General features: G+C 70.1%; 18 protein-coding genes. 4 read left to right on the top strand and 14 right to left on the bottom strand.

The annotated features are described in order from the left end of the window. Window positions 1-124 precede the first annotated feature (124 nt). Both QM641_RS04295 and QM641_RS04290 read left to right on the top strand, forming a co-directional pair. The gene (locus QM641_RS04295) at window positions 125-1,945 is read left to right on the top strand and encodes an amino acid permease (RefSeq protein WP_415113799.1); all 1,821 of its coding nucleotides are present in this window, start codon (window positions 125-127) and stop codon (window positions 1,943-1,945) included. A gap of 16 nt (window positions 1,946-1,961) precedes the next feature. After that, window positions 1,962-2,873: a universal stress protein gene (locus QM641_RS04290; protein ID WP_415113797.1), complete on the top strand. Its 912-nt coding sequence runs from the start codon at window positions 1,962-1,964 to the stop codon at window positions 2,871-2,873. Window positions 2,874-2,897: 24 nt separating this feature from the next. Here the strand turns inward: QM641_RS04290 and QM641_RS04285 are convergent, their stop codons facing one another. The 7 genes from QM641_RS04285 to ftsZ form a co-directional block, all read right to left on the bottom strand. Further along, entirely contained in the window at window positions 2,898-3,818 is a 921-nt protein-coding gene (locus QM641_RS04285; protein WP_415113795.1) for an RluA family pseudouridine synthase, read from the bottom strand. Window position 3,819: 1 nt separating this feature from the next. Next, window positions 3,820-4,305, bottom strand: a complete 486-nt coding sequence (gene lspA / locus QM641_RS04280; protein WP_415113837.1) for a signal peptidase II — start codon at window positions 4,303-4,305, stop codon at window positions 3,820-3,822. A gap of 60 nt (window positions 4,306-4,365) precedes the next feature. Beyond that, window positions 4,366-4,959 carry a DivIVA domain-containing protein gene (locus QM641_RS04275; RefSeq protein ID WP_415113793.1) on the bottom strand — a complete coding sequence of 198 codons (594 nt, stop codon included), beginning with the start codon at window positions 4,957-4,959 and terminating at the stop codon, window positions 4,366-4,368. Window positions 4,960-5,064: 105 nt separating this feature from the next. Then, entirely contained in the window at window positions 5,065-5,367 is a 303-nt protein-coding gene (locus QM641_RS04270) for a YggT family protein (protein WP_415113791.1), read from the bottom strand. A 2-nt stretch (window positions 5,368-5,369) separates the two neighbouring features. Next, window positions 5,370-5,819 (bottom strand): cell division protein SepF, encoded by a 450-nt coding sequence (locus QM641_RS04265; RefSeq protein ID WP_415113789.1) that lies wholly within the window; start codon window positions 5,817-5,819, stop codon window positions 5,370-5,372. Window positions 5,820-5,851: 32 nt separating this feature from the next. Continuing rightward, window positions 5,852-6,535, bottom strand: coding sequence for a YggS family pyridoxal phosphate-dependent enzyme (locus tag QM641_RS04260; protein ID WP_415113787.1), 684 nt, complete (start codon window positions 6,533-6,535; stop codon window positions 5,852-5,854). A gap of 4 nt (window positions 6,536-6,539) precedes the next feature. Next, window positions 6,540-7,685, bottom strand: coding sequence for a cell division protein FtsZ (ftsZ, locus tag QM641_RS04255; protein WP_415113785.1), 1,146 nt, complete (start codon window positions 7,683-7,685; stop codon window positions 6,540-6,542). 277 nt (window positions 7,686-7,962) lie between these two features. Between ftsZ and QM641_RS04250 the strand changes: the two genes are divergently transcribed. Together QM641_RS04250 and QM641_RS04245 are read left to right on the top strand one after the other, a co-directional pair. Beyond that, the gene (locus QM641_RS04250; protein WP_415113783.1) at window positions 7,963-8,313 is read left to right on the top strand and encodes a hypothetical protein; all 351 of its coding nucleotides are present in this window, start codon (window positions 7,963-7,965) and stop codon (window positions 8,311-8,313) included. 774 nt (window positions 8,314-9,087) lie between these two features. After that, entirely contained in the window at window positions 9,088-10,020 is a 933-nt protein-coding gene (locus tag QM641_RS04245; protein WP_415113781.1) for an amidase domain-containing protein, read from the top strand. Between the two features lie 337 nt (window positions 10,021-10,357). Here QM641_RS04245 and QM641_RS04240 read toward each other — a convergent pair whose 3' ends face one another. The 7 genes from QM641_RS04240 to QM641_RS04210 form a co-directional block, all read right to left on the bottom strand. After that, the gene (locus tag QM641_RS04240) at window positions 10,358-11,362 is read right to left on the bottom strand and encodes an FtsQ-type POTRA domain-containing protein (protein ID WP_415113779.1); all 1,005 of its coding nucleotides are present in this window, start codon (window positions 11,360-11,362) and stop codon (window positions 10,358-10,360) included. Between the two features lie 3 nt (window positions 11,363-11,365). Continuing rightward, entirely contained in the window at window positions 11,366-12,766 is a 1,401-nt protein-coding gene (gene murC, locus QM641_RS04235) for a UDP-N-acetylmuramate--L-alanine ligase (RefSeq protein WP_415113777.1), read from the bottom strand. Between the two features lie 61 nt (window positions 12,767-12,827). Further along, entirely contained in the window at window positions 12,828-13,901 is a 1,074-nt protein-coding gene (locus QM641_RS04230) for a UDP-N-acetylglucosamine--N-acetylmuramyl-(pentapeptide) pyrophosphoryl-undecaprenol N-acetylglucosamine transferase (protein ID WP_415113775.1), read from the bottom strand. Between the two features lie 10 nt (window positions 13,902-13,911). Beyond that, window positions 13,912-15,156, bottom strand: a complete 1,245-nt coding sequence (gene ftsW, locus QM641_RS04225) for a putative lipid II flippase FtsW (protein WP_415113773.1) — start codon at window positions 15,154-15,156, stop codon at window positions 13,912-13,914. Then, entirely contained in the window at window positions 15,107-16,657 is a 1,551-nt protein-coding gene (gene murD, locus QM641_RS04220; protein ID WP_415113771.1) for a UDP-N-acetylmuramoyl-L-alanine--D-glutamate ligase, read from the bottom strand. The genes ftsW and murD overlap by 50 nt, the downstream gene beginning before the upstream one ends. After that, window positions 16,654-17,763, bottom strand: a complete 1,110-nt coding sequence (mraY, locus tag QM641_RS04215; protein ID WP_415113769.1) for a phospho-N-acetylmuramoyl-pentapeptide-transferase — start codon at window positions 17,761-17,763, stop codon at window positions 16,654-16,656. Before mraY ends, murD begins: the two co-directional genes overlap by 4 nt. Further along, window positions 17,760-19,172: a UDP-N-acetylmuramoyl-tripeptide--D-alanyl-D-alanine ligase gene (locus QM641_RS04210; protein WP_415113767.1), complete on the bottom strand. Its 1,413-nt coding sequence runs from the start codon at window positions 19,170-19,172 to the stop codon at window positions 17,760-17,762. Before QM641_RS04210 ends, mraY begins: the two co-directional genes overlap by 4 nt.

Below are 19,172 nucleotides of genomic sequence, written 5' to 3'. Positions count from 1 at the left end.
GCGCAGGTAACGGACGTGTAACGCTCATGCGACGAGTGCGCGCGTCTTGCTTGCGACCACACCCGCGTATGCGCCAGTCTGGGGCCACTGCGGCCTTGGCCGCACTTCCGTCGAAAGGGATGCCATGGCAGGATCACCCGAGCTTCACAAAGGTCTCAGTCAACGACAGCTCTCCATGATCGCGATCGGCGGCGTCATCGGCGCCGGCCTGTTCGTCGGGTCCAGCAACGTCTTCCTCGACACCGGTCCGGGCGCCTTCATCACCTACGGCGTGACCGGCGTGCTCGTCATCCTGATCATGCGTATGCTCGGCGAGATGGCCACCGCCAACCCGTCGACGGGTTCGTTCGCCGACTACTCCCGCAAGGCGATCGGCGGTTGGGCGGGCTTCTCCGTCGCCTGGCTCTACTGGTACTTCTGGGTCATCGTGGTCGGCTTCGAGGCCGTCGCCGGCGGCGAGATCCTGCGGCACTGGTTCCCCGACGTGCCGCTGTGGGTGTTCTCACTGATCCTCATGGCGATGATGACGGCGACCAACCTGTTCTCGGTGGCCTCGTTCGGCGAGTTCGAGTTCTGGTTCGCCGGCATCAAGGTCGCCACGATCGTCGTCTTCCTGGCGCTGGGCACCCTGTTCGTGGTCGGCCTGTGGCCCGGCGCGCAGCTGGACTTCTCCAACCTCACCTCCCACGGCGGCTTCTTCCCGAACGGGGCCGGCGCGATCTTCAGCGGCGTCGTCGTGGTGGTGTTCTCGATGGTCGGCGCCGAGATCGCCACGATCGCCGCCGCCGAGTCGCCCGACCCGGCCAAGGCGATCAGCAAGGCGACCAACTCGGTGATCACGCGCATCGCGATCTTCTACGTCGGCTCGGCGCTGCTGCTGGCCCTCATCGTCCCGTGGGACGAGAACAAGGGCGGCTTCTCGCCCTTCGTGGCGGCGATGGAGCGGATGAACATCCCGTTCGCGGCCGACATCATGAATCTCGTGGTGCTCACCGCCGTGCTGTCCTGCCTCAATTCCGGGTTGTACACGGCCTCGCGCATGCTGTTCGTGCTCGCCGCCCGGCGCGAGGCGCCGGTCTCGCTGATCACGGTGAGCAAGGGCGGGGTTCCCCGCCGCGCGATCCTGGTCTCGTCGATCATCGGCTTCCTGTGCGTCATCGCGGCGGCGATCTCCCCCGACACGGTGTTCAGCTTCCTCCTGAACTCGTCGGGCGCCATCATCCTGTTCGTGTACCTGCTCATCGGCGTCTCGCAGATCGTGCTGCGCCGGCGCACCGACCCGTCGAAGTTCAAGATCAAGATGTGGGGCTTCCCGTTCCTGTCGATCCTCGCGACCGTCGGCATCCTCGCCGTGCTGGTCCAGATGGCGCTCAACCCCGACACGCTCATCCAGCTGCTGCTGAGCCTGGGCTCGTGGGCGATCGTGATCGTGGCCTTCTTCGTGACGAAGGCGCGCGGCGGCTCCATCGAGCCCGAGGCCCTGCAGCCGGAGGTCAACGAGAAGGCGAGCCGCGTGCTCGTCATGGCGAACGAGACCGTCGCCGCCGACGAGCTCATCGAGGAGCTTCGACGCATCGACCGCGCCGGCAAGGCCGAGTACTTCATCTGCGTGCCCGCCAACCCGGTCGACACCGGCCAGGCCGAGAAGAAGGGCGCTGTCTACATCTGGGAGGCGACGGTCAAAGCCGCCCAGGAGCGCCTGGACACGATGATGGGAACTCTCCGCTCCGAGAACCTCAAGGTCGAGGGCGCCCTGGGCGACTACCGGCCGTTGCGCGCGCTCGCCGACGCGGTCGAGTCGTTCCACCCCGACCAGCTCGTGATCTCCACGAAGCCGGAGAACGAGTCGGACTGGCTGCGCTATGACGTCGTGCAGCGGGCGCGCTCGACCTACGACATCCCGCTGACGCACGTCATCGCCGGCGAACCGGTCACCGCCGGCTGATCGACGGGAACCTGCTGTGACGATCCTCGTAGGATGCCGCGCCGACGAGAGCGGCATCGCCGCGCTCAGTCTCGCCGCGCTGCTGGCCCGCTCGGCCGACACCGATCTCGTGGTGTGCGCCGTCGTGTCCGATGCGTGGCCGGTCGATCCGACCAACCTCGACACCGAGTTCCTCGCCTACCTGGAGCGGGTCGCGCAACAGCACCTCGATCAGGCGAGGGCGCGACTCCCGGAGGACGTGCGGGCGACGTTCATCGCCCGCCACGCCAGGTCGGTTCCCAAAGGGCTCATGGATGCCGCCGACGAGTACGACGCCGACATGATCGTGGTCGGGTCATCGAGTTCGGCCGCGCACGGCCGGCTGTCGCTCGGCGCGACCGCGGAGCGCATCGCGCACGGCTCGGAGCGTCCCGTCGCCATGGCCCCGCGCGGCTTCCGGGCCGGTGCCCATGCGACCGTCCGCCGCGTGACGGTCGCCTACGGCGGCACGACCGGCGGCGACCAGCTCGTGCGCGCGGCGGCCCGTGTCGCAGGGCGCGTCGGGGCGGCGCTGCGATTGGCCGCCTTCGCCGTGCGACCGACCACGCTGTTCGCCGACGCCGTGGTCGCAGGCAAGGACGACCTCGTCGTGGAGCAGTGGGTACGGCGCACCACGGACGCGATCCAGACCGAGCTCGATGAGGTGCGGCACCTGCCGGAGGTGCCGAGCCGCATCGATGCCGTCCTCGGACAGGGCTATTCGTGGCCGGAGGCCATCGACGACGCGGGGTGGGCCGAAGGCGACGTGCTCGTCATCGGCTCGAGTCGCGGCGGCCCGGTCGCGCGGGTGTTCCTCGGCTCGCGGTCATCGAAGATCCTGCGCAACGCCCCGGTGCCCGTCGTCGTGGTGCCCGGCGCGGCGGCCGAGGCGCTCGCCGGCGACGACTGACCCGCGTTCTCGAGCGCGATGGCCTCATTCGCCGCGCAGCAGCTCCAGGGCGTGGGCGAGATCGGCCGGGTACTCCGACGCGAAGCTCGCCCACTCCCCCGTCGCGGGATGCGTGAACGACAGCTCGCGCGCGTGCAACCACTGGCGGGTCAGCCCGAGCCGGGCCGACAGCGTGGGATCCGCCCCGTAGAGCGGGTCGCCGACGCACGGATGCCGATGCGCAGCCAGGTGCACGCGGATCTGGTGGGTGCGCCCGGTCTCCAGGTGCACCTCCAGCAGCGAGGCGCCGCGGAACGCCTCCAGCGTCTCGTAGTGGGTGATCGCGTCCTTGCCGTCGGGGGTGACGGCGAACTTCCACGAGTGGGAGGGATGCCGTCCGATCGGCGCGTCGATCGTCCCCGTGAGCGGATCGGGGTGCCCCTGCACGACCGCGTGGTAGACCTTGTCGACCTCGCGCTCTTTGAACGCGCGCTTGAGCGCCGCGTAGGCGGTCTCGGTCTTGGCCACGACCATGAGCCCGCTGGTGCCGACGTCGAGCCGGTGGACGATGCCCTGCCGCTCGGGCGCGCCGCTCGTGGCGATGCGGTAGCCGCCCGCGGCGAGGGCCCCCACGACCGTGGGTCCCTCCCAGCCGAGGGACGGGTGCGCGGCGACGCCGGCCGGCTTGTCGACGACGACCAGCTCGTCGTCGTCGTGCACGATCCCGAGGTCGGGGACGGCGATCGGCACGACCCGCGGCTCCTCGCGGTCGTGCCACGAGACCTCCAGCCACGCCCCGGCGCGGAGCCGGTCGGACTTGCCGAGCGTCCTGCCGTCCTGCTGCACGCCGCCCGCGGCGGCCGCCTCGGCCGCGAGAGTGCGCGACAGTCCCAGGAGCTTGGCGAGCGCGGCATCCACCCGGACGCCGTCGAGACCGTCGGGGACCGGCAGGCTCCGGACCGGCACGTCAGGCCTCGGCCTTCGCCGTCCGACGCTCGCGCGTGCCGTCGAGCTGCAGTCCGCTCATGACGAGCAGCGCGACGGAGATCATCATCGTCACGATGAAGATGTCGGCGACGTTGTAGATGGCGGGCATCATCCAGGGCGTGTGGATGAAGTCCACGACATGCCCGACCGCGAAGCCCGGCTCGCGGAACAGCCGATCGGCGAGGTTTCCGAGCACGCCGCCCAGCAGCAGCCCCAGGACGACCGCCCACCAGCGCGAGCGCACGCGGCGGGCGGTGAGATATCCGATCGTGACGGCGACCACGCTGAGCACGATCGTGAAGATCCAGGTCACCCCCTCACCGAGCGAGAAGGCCGCTCCGGAGTTGCGGGTGAGGTAGAGCACGAGCACGTCGCCGAGCACCGGCACCGTCTCCTGGTAGGGCAGTCCTTCCAGGGCGAGGTGCTTGGTGAACTGGTCGGCGGCCAGCACCAGCGCCGCGAGCATCGCGACGATGGCGCCGGCCGCCGGCGCAGGCAGGGGCGTGCGATCGGCCAAAGACCGGGCCTAGTCGTCGTGCGACGACGCGTCGTCCGCCGATGAATCGTCGGAGGCATCGTCGTCCGCGTCGTCGTCTTCGCCGCTCGCGTCGAGGTCTTCGAGCTTGCTCTCGATGAAGCTGCGCAGCTGCGAGCGGTAGTCGCTCTCGAACTGCCGCAGCTCGTCGATCTGGGTCTGCAGGCTGCTGCGGTCGCCCTCGAGCCGCGAGAGCTCGGCGCGGCCGCGCTCCTCCGCCTCGGCGACGATCGAGCTCGCCTGCTCTCGCGCGTCGGCCAGCAGCGCGTCGGCCTCCGCCTTGAGCCGGTCGCGCTGGGCGACGCCCTCCGCGACGTGCTCGTCGTGCAGGCGCTGGGCCAGCTCGATGATGCCGGCCGCGGGTGCCGCGCCGTCTCCCGCGGGGGTCTCGGACTGCTCGGCGGCCGGCGCGGACTCCGCCTCGGCGAGCGCTGCCTTCAGCTGCGCGTTCTCCGTGATCGTCTTGCGCCACTCGAGCACGACCTCGTCGAGGAAGTCGTCCACCTCGTCGGGATCGAAGCCCCCCTTGTTGAAGCGAACCTGCTGGAACTGCTTGTTGACGACGTCATCGGGTGTCAAGGCCATTTCGTGTCCTCGTTTCGGGGTTCAGATCACAGGTGGGTCCCGGGTCTACCGGGTCGATCCGGGACGCACCCAGACAGCATAGTGCGCGGCACTGTGCCGCACCGATCAGGCCTGAGCGAGTGTGCGGGTCACCGACAGCAGCACGAAGCACAAGAGCATCGTCAGCGGGAAACCGAAGTCGATGCCGATCGCACCGAGGCGCAGCGGCGGGATGAGGCGCCGGAACAGCTTGATGGGAGGGTCGGTGACCGTGAAGACGATCTCCGCGAAGACGAGCCCCGCTCCGCGCGGGCGCCACTGCCGGTTGAACAGCGGGATGTACTCCATGATCAGCCGCGCGAGCAGCAGCAGCACGTAGAGCAGCAGCAGGGCGTTCGCGATCGAGGCGACGAACCGCAGAACCTCCACGACTACTGGGGGGACGCTGCCTCGGGGTCGGCCTGCGCGACGGCTCCGTCGCCCGACACCGCGACGTTCTCCGGCGAGAGCAGGAAGACCTTGCTCGTGACCCGCTCGATCCGCCCGTAGAGGCCGAGCGAGAGGCCGCTGGCGAAGTCGATCAGGCGGCGCGCGTCGGCGTCGCTCATCTGCGAGAGGTTGATGATGACCGGGATGCCTTCGCGGAAGTTCTCGGCGATCACCTGGGCGTCGCGGTACTGCTTCGGGTGGACGGTGAGGATCTCGTTGACGGCGCCGACGGCGGGCTGGCGCACGACCGCCGGGCGGTGCAGCGGCGTCACGGGAGCCGCCTTCTCCACGGCGTGCTCGCGACGGCCGGTGTCCGTGGGCTGGTCCTCATAGGGCTCTTCCTCGTCGGCGAGGCCCAGGTACACCATGGTCTTCTTGAGCGGGTTCGACATCGGGTCCTCCGTGTTGATTGTCTGTTCTGAGGTTAATCGTGGGGTGGTCGCGGACCGGTGATTGCGGTGCCGATCCGTAGGTGTGTCGCGCCGGCGGCGATGGCCTCGACGAAGTCTGCGGTCATCCCGGCCGAGATCCACGTGGCATCCGGCACCACGCCGCGCACGACGGCCGCGGTGTCGGCCAGCCGCGCGAAGGCCGCCGCCGGCTGCTCGTCGAGCGGAGCGACGGCCATGACCCCGCGCAGGCGCAGGGAGGGGCAGGAGGAGACGACGTGCTCGGCGAGCCGTGCCGCGCCCCCGGGCGCGACCCCGCCGCGCCGGGGGTCGTCGGTGAGGTTGACCTGCAGCAGGACGTCCAGCGCCGGCCCGTCCGAGTCGGCCGCATGCAGCGCGTCGGCGAGGCGCTCGCGGTCGACCGAGTGGACCACGGATGCCGCGGCCCGGATCGCGCGAGCCTTGTTGGTCTGCCCCTGGCCGATGAAGTGCCAGCGCAGGTCGTCGAGACCGGCCAGCGGCGCCGCCTTCGCGGTCAGCTCCTGCTGGCGGTTCTCGCCCACGTCGCGCACGCCCAGCTCGTACAGCTGCGCCACGAGCTCAGCGGGCTGGAACTTGGTCACGACGATGCGGGTGACCTCGCCGGGGGCTCGACCCGACGCCCGCATCGCCGAGGCGATGCGGGCGTCGACGTCGGCGAGCCGTCCCGCGAGATCCACGGTCCTACTTGAGGAAATCCGGGATGTCGAGGTCGTCGTCACCGAAGGCCGAGTCGAAGGAGTCGGTCGCCGAGGCCACCGACACCTTCTCGCGCACGGGCTCGGGCTGGCGGACGATCTCCGGCAGCGACGCGGGTACCGGCGGAAGGGCGGGGGTCGCGGCCGGGCGCGAGGCCGTGACCGGCTCGACCCGCAGCTGCGGCTCCCCTCCGTCGAACCCGGCTGCGATGACCGTGACGCGCACCTCGTCGCCGAGGGTGTCGTCGATGACCGTTCCGAAGATGATGTTCGCCTCCGGGTGCGCGGCCTCCTTGACCAGCTGCGCGGCGTCGTTGATCTCGAAGATGCCGAGGTTGGAGCCGCCCTGGATCGACAGCAGCACGCCGTGCGCACCCTCGATCGAGGCCTCCAGCAGTGGCGACTCGACGGCCAGCTCGGCAGCCTTGATCGCGCGATCGGCGCCGCGCGAGGAGCCGATGCCCATGAGCGCGGAGCCCGCCCCCTGCATGACCGACTTGACATCGGCGAAGTCGAGGTTGATGAGCCCCGGCGTCGTGATGAGGTCGGTGATGCCCTGGACACCGGCCAGGAGCACCTGGTCGGCGGTGGCGAAGGCCTCGACCATCGAGATGCCGCGATCGCTGATCTCCAGGAGGCGGTCGTTGGGCACCACGATGAGAGTGTCGACCTCTTCCTTCAGCTTCGCCACGCCCGCCTCGGCCTGGCTCTGCCGACGGCGGCCCTCGAACGAGAAGGGCTTGGTCACGACACCGATCGTGAGCGCTCCGATCGACTTCGCGATGCGGGCCACGACGGGCGCGCCGCCGGTGCCGGTGCCGCCGCCCTCGCCCGCGGTGACGAAGACCATGTCGGCGCCCGCGAGCGCCTCCTCGATCTCCTCCGCGTGGTCCTCGGCGGCGCGACGGCCCACCTCGGGGTCCGCACCCGCGCCGAGTCCGCGCGTGAGCTCGCGCCCGACGTCGAGCTTGACGTCCGCGTCGCTCATCAGCAGCGCCTGCGCGTCGGTGTTGATCGCGATGAACTCGACGCCGCGCAGCCCGAGCTCGATCATTCGATTGACGGCGTTCACGCCGCCACCACCCACGCCCACGACCTTGATCACCGCGAGGTAGTTCTGGTTCTGGCTCATGCCGGCCTCCGTCTTCGTCCCGAACCGTTGTTGTTGTCTCAACCTTTAACCTCATGTAGAAGTTTAAAGAATTGCCGAGTATGCATTTCCTGACATGAAAACTACGGGGATGCCGCCGCTCAGCCCGCAGCGTCGTGGGCGTGTCGCGGCATCCGTCTCGATGAGATCTGTGCGCCTGCGCCTCTGCGAATATCATGTGTACGCGGTCGTACCCTGACGGAGGCGCAGCATGAGCTACTCGCATGGCATCAGAGCACCGGGGGCGAAGATCGCGACTGTGCTCCTCGGCGTCATCATCATCGTGATGGCCGGCGTCGCCGTGGCCGGGATCCGCTTCGACATGGGATACCCCGTCGCCACCGTCCTTGGCGTGGTGCTGGTCGTCTTCACTGCCCGAGCGTTCCGAGGCTCCGGCGAGTCTGACGTCGCTCGCGAGTGGTGGCGGATGACCGCGAGCCCAAAGAGTGCGTATGTGCTCGCCGCACTCTTTCTGCTTCATGCGGCAGGCACCGCGATCGAACTGCTCGCCGGGCACGCACCACCGGTCGTCTGGCTCGGCGTCGCCATCGGCGCGGCCATCTCCGCTGCCTATGTCAACTCGGCGATACACCAGTCGCGACGCGCCTGAATCCACCGCGGGCGCATCTTTTCTTCGGCTCTCGCCTCGCTCGGCGCGATCCGCGGACACGTCCGCGTTACGATTCCGTCGCCACCGTCGCCGGCATCGACGACGAACCCGCCCTTGCCGACCAGATCCCGTCGATCCCGACTTGGCCCGTCGGCTCGCCGCGAGGGCCCCAGGCTGAGCCCAGATCCACCGTTTTCCTGACAGCCCGCGCTACGGGCGGAGCCTCGGCGGGCATGGTCCCAGTCAACGCCGCGAAGGGCGGGCCCACCTCAGCCTGCGACCTCGCAAGTCGCTAGGCGGTCGGAAAACACGAAGGGCCGCGATGTGATCGCGACCCTTCGGCGTCGCCGTGGTAGTTGGAGCTACGAACGGCTGATCATTCAGATCTATCGACTCAGGCACGGAGAGTTGAATCTGGGCCCAGGTATCGACAACGTCAGGCTACGACTTTCAGATCAGCCGGTCAAGTACCTGGGTAGCTCGCCGCATACTCGGTCATTCGCGAACCAGCGGATCAGAACCGGCGGGGCATCGAGGCAGTTGCCGGGTGTCGGACGAGAGCCTGTTGACACCCATCGCCACCCCCTGCATGATGTTCTCATGGGGTAAGTGCCCCTACTGATTCGCTGGGAACTCGAGCTTGGAGGCTCGCCTGGCAACCGGATCAGTACATTCAGATCAAAGACCCGGGAATCGGTGGAACTCTTGTATCGACCTTGACGCAGGAGCGATGCCCGGGTCTTCTGATCTCTTCTCGAAGAAGGACGAGAGATCATGAAGTTGAAATCGTTGCGCGGAATCGTTCCCGTGCTTCTCGGCGTGGCCCTTGTGCTCGCCTCCTCTGTATCGGTACAGGCTGCCGACAACCAGTTCCAGATTGCCTGGACGAAGATCGGGATCTATCCGCACTCGTCGCCGACGATGAGCACGAGTGCACGCTCCGGTCGCGCCGTTTCCGACGGCACCTGGATCACCGTGGCCTGTGAAACGACTGGGGAGACGGTGACCAGCGACGTGGCCACGAACAACATCTGGGAGCGCACCGCGGATGGGAGCTATTATCCCAACGTGTTCGTGAACACGCGATCCAACGGCTGGACGACGGGCATCCCGCGGTGCAGTGCGCTCGATCAGCCGCTCACGGCATCGCCCGCACCCGGCAACGGCCAGTCGGGAGGAGGAGCAGCGGCAGCTCAGTGGGCAGCGAACCACCACAACGAGACACAGCTGAGCTTCATGAGCGAATGCACCATCCTGGTCTCCCGCGCACTGTGGGCGGCTGGAGTCCCACAGACGAAGTCCTGGACCAACGCGACGAAGGATCGGAACCTTCAGGGAGGCTACTCCCTGTGGAACGGGATCACCGGCCGGGCCGTCCCCAGCAAGGCAGCGACGGTCGCAGAGACCTTTGTGCAGTACGCCGCGGACAGCGGGCTCGGAACGAAGACCGCCGTCGACTGGAACGACAACACCGCAGGCGGTGCCGCGCTGGGAGACGTCATCGCCTACGACTGGGAAGGCGACGGCCACATCGACCACCTTGCCCTCGTCACCTCGCTCAACGACCAAGGCTATCCCTCAGTGACCCAGCGGACCCCCGCGCAACTCAACCGCTATTGGTCCTGGAGCCTGGAGTCCAACGACTGGATCGCCTCACCGAACGTGCATCCAAACGCAAAGGTGTACCTCGTCAAGATCCACTACTAGTTCGCAATAGGGTAAGGCCCCGTGAACCCGCATCGGTTCCCGGGGCCTCGCTCTGTCAAGCTCCGTGATGCACGGCGGCAGACAGCCCAGTGGTGTTGCATGCGCCCCGGCTCGAAGTTCCCGCGTCCGGGACTCCCGGCCATGATCGTCGCGGAAGGGAGAATCGCGCGGATGATCGCGTGCTGACGATCCAGCGGATACGTTTCCCACCGGTCCCGTAGCACCGATCCCTGACCGACCAGCGACCCGAGCGTGTCCGACGACGCCAGCGACTCCAGGACCCGGGCGGCCTCCGCCGCCTCGCTTAGGACTGTACGACTTTCGGTGTAACTGGGCGTCAGCGCACCACGACGGCGTGCGGCGACGACACGTCGTACGCGCTGACCTCCGCCGGCGGACGCGCCTTCATGGCGGTCGCCAGCACCACCGCCTTCATGGCCGAGTCCTGCGCGTCGCCCCACACGACGTCGGTGCCCGTCGTCAGGGTCAGGGTGACATCGTTCGGCGTCGTCGCGGTGATCGTCGTCACCTGCGCGCGGATGTCCTCGGGGAGCGCCCGGAAGACCGTGCCCACGGCCTCGAACGTCTTCGAGCCGACACCGGCGGACAGCTCCAGCAGCGGGTGGCCCTCGGGCGGATCGGACGTCGTGGACAGTGCGACGCCCGCCGCGTCGACGAGGGTGTAGCCGGCATCCGTCGCGATCGACCCGATCGGCGTGCGCTCCACGATCCGCACGACCAGCTCGTGCGGCGGGCGCGCCTCGAGCGTGTACGACTCGATGAGCGGGAACGCCACGAGCTTCGCCTTGACGGCACTGGCGTCCACGAGCGGCAGCGGGGTGCCGACCTGCCCCGACAGTGCGGATGCCACGGCATCCGCATCCAGCGACGTTGCACCCACGACCCGCACCTTCTCGACCGCGAACAGCGGGCTGTAGGCCGCGCCGACGGTACCGAGCACGAGCAGGACGAGCGCCGCAGCGACGCCCAGCCAGATGCGCCGACGGCGGCGCTGGCGCGCGGTGAACCGGCGCACCTCGGCCCGAAGCGCACGGCGACGGGCCCGCGCGGCGGCCCACACCGCGCGCACGCCCACCGTCTCCGTGTCGGCATCAGGTGCAGGCTCGACCGCGGCGGCCGGGGCGGACTCGGCGGTCGCCGCACGCGTTCCGGAGCGGGCCTCGACGGTGTCCGTGCGCCGCAGATGCCACGGGCGCCCCAGCGGCACGGTCTCGATGTGGTCGGGGTCGTCGGGCACCGGGTCGGGCGCCCGCGGCGGCGCCTGCGGCTCCGGCGTCGGCCGCGCCGGGGGCTCCGACGGCAGCGGGCTGGGCCGCCGCATCGGCTAGCCCCTCGTCCCGGCGAGCGCGTTCAGCACCTGCGGGATGATGAGGTGCACGTTGCCGCAGCCGAGCGTGATGACGATGTCGCCCGCGCGCGCGACGGATGCCGTGTAGTCGGCCGCCTCCTGCCAGTCCGGCACGTAGTGCACGTGGTCGGGGTCGGCGAACGCGCTGCTGACGAGCTCACCGGTGACCCCTGGCACCGGATCCTCGCGCGCCCCGTACACGTCGAGCATCACGGTGTGGTCGGCGCAGGTCTCCAGCACCTCCGCGAACTCGCGGTACATCTCCTGCGTGCGCGAGTAGGTGTGCGGCTGCTGGATCGCGATGATCCGCCCGTCCCCCACGACGGTGCGCGCCGCCCGCAGCGCCGCCTCGACCTCGGTGGGGTGGTGCGCATAGTCGTCGTAGACCCGCACTCCGCGCTCGACGCCGTGCAGCTCGAACCGCCGCACGGTGCCGCCGAAGCCCTCGACGGCGCGCACGGCCGGCTCCAGGGCGAAGCCCAGGGTCAGAAGCACGGCCACGGCACCGGTGGCGTTGACCGCGTTGTGCGCGCCGGGCACGGACAGCTGCGCCGCGACGGACTGACCGCGGTGGGTGACGACGAAGGAGACCGGGCCGTCGGTGCGCACCTCGCTCAGGCGCACGTCCGCGGCATCCGCCGCGCCGAACGTCACGACGTGAGGGTGGGTGATCAACCCCGCGACCCGGCGCGCCCCGGCGTCGTCGGCCGAGATGACCACGGCCTCGCGCGCCTCGTTCGCGAAGGTCGCGAACGCGTCGTCGAACGCCTCGCGCGACCCCCAGAACTCGAGGTGGTCGGGGTCGACGTTGGTGATGAGCGCGACGGACGTGTCGTAGAGGAGGAACGTGCCGTCGGACTCGTCTGCCTCGATGACGACGAGCTCATCGGAGCCGGTGCCGCTGGAGACGCCGAGCTGGGCGACGACGCCCCCGTTGACGAAAGTGGGATCGGCGCCCAGCGCCTGCAGCGCCGTGACGATCATGCCGGTGGAGGTCGTCTTGCCGTGGGCGCCGGCGACCGAGACGAGGCGTCGGCCCCCGATGAGCCAGTGCAGCGCCTGCGAGCGGTGGATGACGTGGAGCCCCCGCTCCCTCGCGAGCACGAGCTCCGGGTTCTCCGGCCAGATCGCTCCGGTGTGCACGACGGTGTCTACATCGTCGGGGAGGTTCGCGGCGTCATGGCCGACGTGCACGCTCGCCCCGCGCGCGGCGAGCGCGCGCAGGGCCGCGCTGTCGGCGCGGTCGGAGCCGGACACGCGGATGCCGCGATCGAGGAACATCCCGGCCAGCCCCGACATGCCGGAGCCGCCGATGCCGATGAAGTGCGCGGCCTCGATGCGCTCAGGGATCGGCAGGCTCAAGTCGGGTCTGATCATGACCCGACAAGTCTAGGTCGCGGCATCCGGAAGAAGGCTCCACGGCGCGCGCCGCGGGGCGTCAGCGGGCGAGGGCGCCGTCGATCAGGGCGATGACGTTCTCGGTGCCGGAGCGCGATGCGGCGGATGCCGCCGCGGCGCGCATGCGGTCCAGGGCCGAGGCGTCCGTGAGCAGCGGCACGATCTCCGCACGGACACGGTCGGACGTGAACGCGGCATCCGGGATCAGCCGCGCCGCCCCGGCCGACACCGCGGAGCGGGCGTTGTCGGCCTGTTCTCCGTTGCCGACCGCGTAGGGCACGTAGACGGCGGGGATGCCGAGGGCTCCGATCTCGCTCACCGTCGCCGAGCCCGAGCGGCACACGATCGCATCGGCGAGCGCGTAGGCGAGGTCCATGCGGTCGATATAGCTCACGACCGCGTAATCGGGGTGGCCGGGGTCGTCCACCTCGTTGCGCGCCCCCACCGCGTGCAGCACCTGCCAGCCCGCGTCGACCACGTCGCGCCACGCACCGGCGAAGGCCTCGTTGAGCCGCCGCGCGCCGAGCGAGCCGCCGAAGACGAGGAGGACCGGCCGCGAGGCGTCGAGCCCGAAGCGGGCCGCGGCCTCGTCGCGCAGCGCTGTGCGGTCGAGCTCGATGATCTCGCGCCGCAGCGGCATGCCCACCACGCGGGCGCCGCGCAGCGGCGTGCCGGGAAAGGCCACTCCGGTGGCGGCGGCACGACGGGCGCCCAGCACGTTGGCCAGACCCGGCTTCGCGTTCGCCTCGTGCACGACGAACGGCACGTGCTCGCGCCGCGCGGCGGTGTAGGCCGGCGCGGCGGCGTAGCCGCCGAAGCCGACGACGACGTCGACGCCGTGGGCGCGCAGGTGCGCGCGCACCTGGGCGACGGCCCGCCGCCAGCGCGCCGGGAAGCGCAGCGCAGCACCGTCCGGCCGCCGCGGGAACGGCAGCTTGTCGACGATGAGCAGCTCGTAGCCGCGCTCGGGGACCAGGCGCGCCTCCAGCCCCTCGCGCGTGCCGAGCACGAGCACGCGCGCCTCAGGGTCGCGCGCGCGAAGCGCGTCGGCGACGACGAGCAGCGGGATGACATGCCCGGCGGTACCGCCGCCGGCCAGCAGGTAGGTCGTCACCCGCTCGACCCTACCCGCGTCGGGCGGTCGCGCGGGCACGGGTCTGCACCTGGTGCGACGGCAGCGTCCGCGCGAACGAGAGCAGCACGCCGCACGCGATCAGCACCGACAGCAGCGACGTACCGCCCTGCGACATGAACGGCAGCGGCACGCCCAGCACGGGGAACAGGCGCAGGACCACCCCGATGTTGATGAGTGCCTGGCCGACGATCCACACGGTGATGGCGCCCGCGACGATCCGCACGAAGGGGTCGAGGGTCTTGCGGATGATGTGGAAGGAGCCGACCGCGAACAGCGCGAACAGCACCAGCACGACGGCGCAGCCGATCAGACCCAGCTCCTCGCCGACGATCGCGAAGATGTAGTCGTGCGCGGCCGCCGGCAGCCAGTCGTACTTCTCCCGGGAGTTGCCGAGCCCCACGCCGAACACGCCTCCCCCGGCCAGGCCCCAGATGCCGTGCAGCGACTGGTAGCAGTCGTCGTAGTAGCACGCGGCGGTGTCGACGTCGAGGAAGCTCATGATCCGCCGCATCCGATTGGGACTGGTCACGGCCAGCACCGCCACCGAGCCCACGGCCAGGACGAGCGGCAGCACGAAGATGCGCAGCTTCACCCCGGAGAAGAACAGGGCGCCCAGGAGGATCAGCACGAGCACCATCGCGGTGCCGAGGTCCTTTCCGAGCACCACCGTGCCGATCACCACGGCGCCCACGGGCACGACCGGGATGAACACATGGCGCCACAGCCCGAGGAGGGTGTGCTTGCGGTACAGCACGTAGCCGAGCCACAGCGCGAGGGCTAGCTTGAGGAACTCCGACGGCTGCGCCTGGATGCCGGCGACGACGATCCAGTTGCGGTTGCCGTCGTTCTCCACGCCCAGCCCCGGCACGAACACGAGCAGCTGGAAGAGCACACCGAGGATGAGCGCGGGCCACGCGACCCGCTTCCAGAACAGAATCGGCAGGCGGCTGGCGATGAACATGAGCGGGATGCCGAGGATCGCGAACACCGACTGCTTGACGACGGTCTCGAAGGGGCTCACGCCCTTGGCCATGTCGGTGGCCATCGTCGCCGACAGCACCATGACCAGCCCGAACCCGGTCAGCAGCAGCGCCGTGGAGGCGATCAGGAGGAACTCGCTCGGCACCGGCGCCAGGGCCTTGCCGAGGAACACGCGCGCGGAGAAGGTCCGGCGCGCCGCCGGCTCAGCGGGAGGAGTCGCCGCCCGACTCGGGCCGCGCGTCGTGGTCGCCACCGGGCTCCTCTCCGATCCGTTCTCGCACCGCGTCCTGGAACCGGCGTCCGCGATCCGCGTACGAGGCGAACTGGTCGAACGATGCCGCTGCCGGGGCCAGCAGCACCACGTCTCCGTCGCGGGCGACACGGGCCGCCAGGTCGACGACGTCCGCCATGACATTCTCAGTGTGGGCGGCATCCACTTCGAACACGGGCACCGCCGGCGCGTGTCGCGCGAACGCCGAGACGACCTCGGTGCGCTCCACGCCGATGACGACGGCGGCCTTGACCTCGGCACCGCGTCCGGCGACGAGCTCTGCGATGTCGACGCCCTTGAGCAGGCCCCCCACGATCCACACGGCGCCCGGGTAGGCCGCCAGCGACGACGCGGCCGCGTGCGGGTTGGTCGCCTTGGAGTCGTCCACCCACGTGATCCCCCCGACGGTCGCGATGACCTCGATGCGATGCGGGTCGAGTCGGAAGCCGTCCACCGCATCGCGAATCGCCGCGGGCGGCACGTCCAGGGCCCGGGCGAGAGCGGCGGCCGCCAGGATGTTGGCGACGATGTGGGGCGCGGAAAGCCCCCGTGCGGCGAGGGCGGGCAGCGTCGTCAGCTCCAGCGCGCGCGTGCGGCGCTCGGCGAGGAAGGCACGGTCGACGAGGATGCCGTCCACGACCCCCAGCTCGCTCGGTCCGGGCGCGCCCAGGTCGAACCCGATGGCCCGGCAGCCCTCGACGACGTCGGCGTCCTCCACCATGCGCAGGGTCGCGGCATCCGCCTTGTTGTAGACGCACGCGACCCGCGTGTGCGCGTAGACGACGGCCTTGGCGTCGCGATAGGCGTCGGCCGAGCCGTGCCATTCGAGGTGGTCGTCGGCGAGGTTGAGGCACACGCTCGCGAACGGCGAGACCGGGTCGGCGGCGCCGAGCTGGAGCCCGAGGTACCACAGCTGATGACTGGAGAGCTCGACGACGAGCACGTCGAACCCGCCCGGGTCGCGCACCGCGTCGAGGATCGGCGTGCCGATGTTGCCGCACGGCGCCGCACGCAGCCCCCCGGCGACGATCATCGTGGCCGTCAGCCGTGTCGTGGTGGTCTTGCCGTTGGTGCCGGTGACGAAGACCCACTCGGCGGGCCGGCCGTCGGCGCGGAGCACCTTGTCGCGCACGCGCCAGGCCAGCTCGATGTCGCCCCAGACCGCGATGCCGTGCGCACGCGCCCAGGCGATCACGGCGTGGTGCGGCGCGAACCCGGGCGAGGCGACGATGACCTCGGGCGCGTGGTCGCGGACGGCCTCGGGCACCTCCGCGAGCGAGCCGGTCCACAGGCGCGCGCCGATCACGGGGAGCAGGTCCGCGTACTGCGGATCGGACTGCTCGGTCGCCACGAGCACGTCGGCACCCAGCTCGGCGAGGGTGTCGGCGACCGAGAAGCCGGTCACCGACAGCCCGAGCACGACCACGCGCAGCCCCCGCCAGGGCGCGTGCCAGCTCGTGAGAGCGTCCAGGCGCGCGTTCATATCAGGGCGAGCCAGGAGACGTAGAACAGGCCCACCCCGGTGACGGCGAGCATGCCGGCGACGATCCACAGGCGCACGACGATCGTGATCTCCGGCCACCCGCGCATCTCGAGATGGTGGTGGAAGGGGCTCATGAGGAACAGGCGTTTTCCCCCGGTGAGCTTGAAGTAGTACCGCTGCAGCACCACCGAGCCGGGGGCGATCACGAAGATGCCGGCGACGATGATCGCGAGGATCTCCGTGCGCGAGAGGACCGACATCGCCACGAGCACGCCGCCGATGGCCATCGATCCCACGTCGCCCATGAAGATCTTGGCCTTCGGCGCGTTCCACCACAGGAACCCGACGAGCGCACCGACGAAGGAGGCCGCGACGATCGTGAGGTCCATCGGCTCCGGAGTGTCGAAGCACGCGGCGTAATAGGCGGGCACGAGCGCGTCGCTCGTGCAGCGCTGCTGGAACTGCCAGAACGTGACGAGGCTGTAGGCCGACACGGTGAAGATCGCCGAGCCCGTGGCCAGACCGTCTAGGCCATCGGTGAGGTTGGTGGCGTTGGACCACGCGACGGAGAGGAACGACACCCAGACCAGGTACAGGATCCAGCCCACGACTGCCCCGAGCGCCATGAACGAGAGCACCGGGATGTCCCGGAAGAACGAGATGTAGGGCGAGGCGGGGGTCGTCTCGCGCTCGTTCGGGAACGACAGGGCAAGGATGCCGAAGGGCACCGCCACGAGCACCTGGCCGATCACCTTGCGCCAGCCGGACAGGCCGAGACTGCGCTGCGAGCGGACCTTCATGTAGTCGTCGATGAAACCGACCGCGCCCAGGCCCACCATCATCCAGAGGACGAGGAGCCCGGAGGACGACGGCGGCGCCCCGCCTCCTGCCGTGCCGGCGAAGTACCCCACGATCGTGCCGAGGATGAACACGATGCCACCCATCGTGGGCGTCCCCCGCTTGGCGTGGTGGGTCGGATTGGCCGGATCGTCGGGCGTGCGGATGACCTGACCCCAGCCCCACCGCTCGAAGAGGCGGATGAACAGCGGCGTGAGGAACAGCGTGAAGGCGAGCGAGATCGTGGCGGAGGCTAGGAGTGATCTCACGAGAACGATTCTCCCAGACGATCCCCGAGGAACCTGAGCCCGGCCGCGTTCGAGGACTTCACCAGCACCCGATCTCCATCGCGCAGCTCGCCGAGGAGATAGTCGAAGGCGGCGTCCTGATCCTCGAAGAAGACCGCCTCGCCGTCCCAGGAGCCCTCCCCCACGGCGGCGAGGAAGAGGCGCCGCGCCTCTGCCCCGACCACGACGATGCGCTCGATGCGCAGCCGCACGGCGAGCAGGCCCACCCGGTCGTGCTCCTCGCCGGCGTACTCGCCCAGCTCGCTCATCGCGCCGAGCACGGCGACCTTGCGCTGTCCGGGCCCGGTGATCTGGGCGAGCGTGCGCAGGGCGGCGGCCATGGAATCGGGGCTCGCGTTGTACGCGTCGTTGATGATCCGCACCCGCTCCGAGCCCATCGGCTGCATGCGCCACCGCTCGGCCAGCTCGACGGTCTCCAGCCTCGCGATCGCGTCTCGGGGCGAGACCCCGAGGGCGCGTGCGGCGGCGATCGCCGCCAGGGCGTTCATGACGTGGTGCTCGCCGAGCACGCGCAGGCGCAACGGCATCCGCTCGTCGCCGATCGCGACGACGCAGCGCGTGCCCGCGGCGGAGACCTCGACCTCCTCGGCGCGCACCTCGGCGCCCTCCCCGCGCCCGAACCAGTGCACCGCGACGCCGCGCTCGCGCGCCACCGCGGCCATCGTGACCACTCGGGGGTCGTCCGCGTTGAGCACGGCCACACCTCCGGCGCGCACCTGCTCGACGAGCTCGGTCTTGGCCTTGAGGGTCGCCTCGACGCCGCCGAACCCGCCCGCGTGGGCCATGCCCACCATGAGCACGACCCCCACGTCGGGGGCGACCAGGCCCGCGAGCCGGGCGATCTCCCCCGGCCCCGACGCACCGAACTCGCTCACGAGGTACGCGGTGCGCTCGGTCACGCGCAGCATCGTGAGCGGGGCGCCGACCTCGTTGTTGAACGAGCCGCGCGGGGAGACCGTCTCGCCCTCGTCCTGGAGGATCCGGGCGAGGAGGTTCTTGGTGGTCGTCTTGCCGTTGGAGCCGGTGATCCCGACGACCTGCAGCCGGCCGTGCGCACGCACATGCCCCACGACGGTGCGCGCGAGGTCGGACAGCGCCGCGACCGCGTCGGCGACGACGATCTGCGAGACGGATGCCTCCACCGGGCGCTCCACGATCGCCAGCACCGCCCCGGCGGCGACGGCCGCCTCGACGAACAGATGCCCGTCGGTCGTCTCACCGGGTTTGGCCACGAACACGTCCCCGGGGCCGATCTGGCGCGAGTCGGTGTCGACGAGGCCGTCGACCACGGTCCCGGCGGTGTCGCCGCCCGCCACGTGAAGCGTCCCCGAGAGGGCGGCGGCCACCTCGGCCAGGGTCATCCGGATCAT

The sequence above is a fragment of the Microbacterium sp. genome (assembly GCF_047605725.1).
Classification (GTDB): domain Bacteria; phylum Actinomycetota; class Actinomycetes; order Actinomycetales; family Microbacteriaceae; genus Microbacterium.
The sequence above is the reverse complement of the archived record's forward strand: the minus strand, read 5'-3'. Positions and strand labels throughout refer to the sequence as shown.

Excerpts from the sequence above, each read along its gene's own strand:
- QM641_RS04245 (WP_415113781.1), top strand. The coding sequence starts at position 9,088 with ATGAAGTTGAAATCGTTGCGCGGAATCGTTCCCGTGCTTCTCGGCGTG.
- murC (WP_415113777.1), bottom strand. The coding sequence starts at position 12,766 with ATGATCAGACCCGACTTGAGCCTGCCGATCCCTGAGCGCATCGAGGCC.
- ftsZ (WP_415113785.1), bottom strand. The coding sequence starts at position 7,685 with ATGAGCCAGAACCAGAACTACCTCGCGGTGATCAAGGTCGTGGGCGTG.
- QM641_RS04240 (WP_415113779.1), bottom strand. The coding sequence starts at position 11,362 with ATGCGGCGGCCCAGCCCGCTGCCGTCGGAGCCCCCGGCGCGGCCGACG.
- QM641_RS04265 (WP_415113789.1), bottom strand. The coding sequence starts at position 5,819 with ATGTCGAACCCGCTCAAGAAGACCATGGTGTACCTGGGCCTCGCCGAC.
- lspA (WP_415113837.1), bottom strand. The coding sequence starts at position 4,305 with ATGCTCGCGGCGCTGGTGCTGGCCGCCGACCAGTTCACCAAGCACCTC.
- QM641_RS04295 (WP_415113799.1), top strand. The coding sequence starts at position 125 with ATGGCAGGATCACCCGAGCTTCACAAAGGTCTCAGTCAACGACAGCTC.
- QM641_RS04210 (WP_415113767.1), bottom strand. The coding sequence starts at position 19,172 with ATGATCCGGATGACCCTGGCCGAGGTGGCCGCCGCCCTCTCGGGGACG.
- QM641_RS04275 (WP_415113793.1), bottom strand. The coding sequence starts at position 4,959 with ATGGCCTTGACACCCGATGACGTCGTCAACAAGCAGTTCCAGCAGGTT.
- murD (WP_415113771.1), bottom strand. The coding sequence starts at position 16,657 with ATGAACGCGCGCCTGGACGCTCTCACGAGCTGGCACGCGCCCTGGCGG.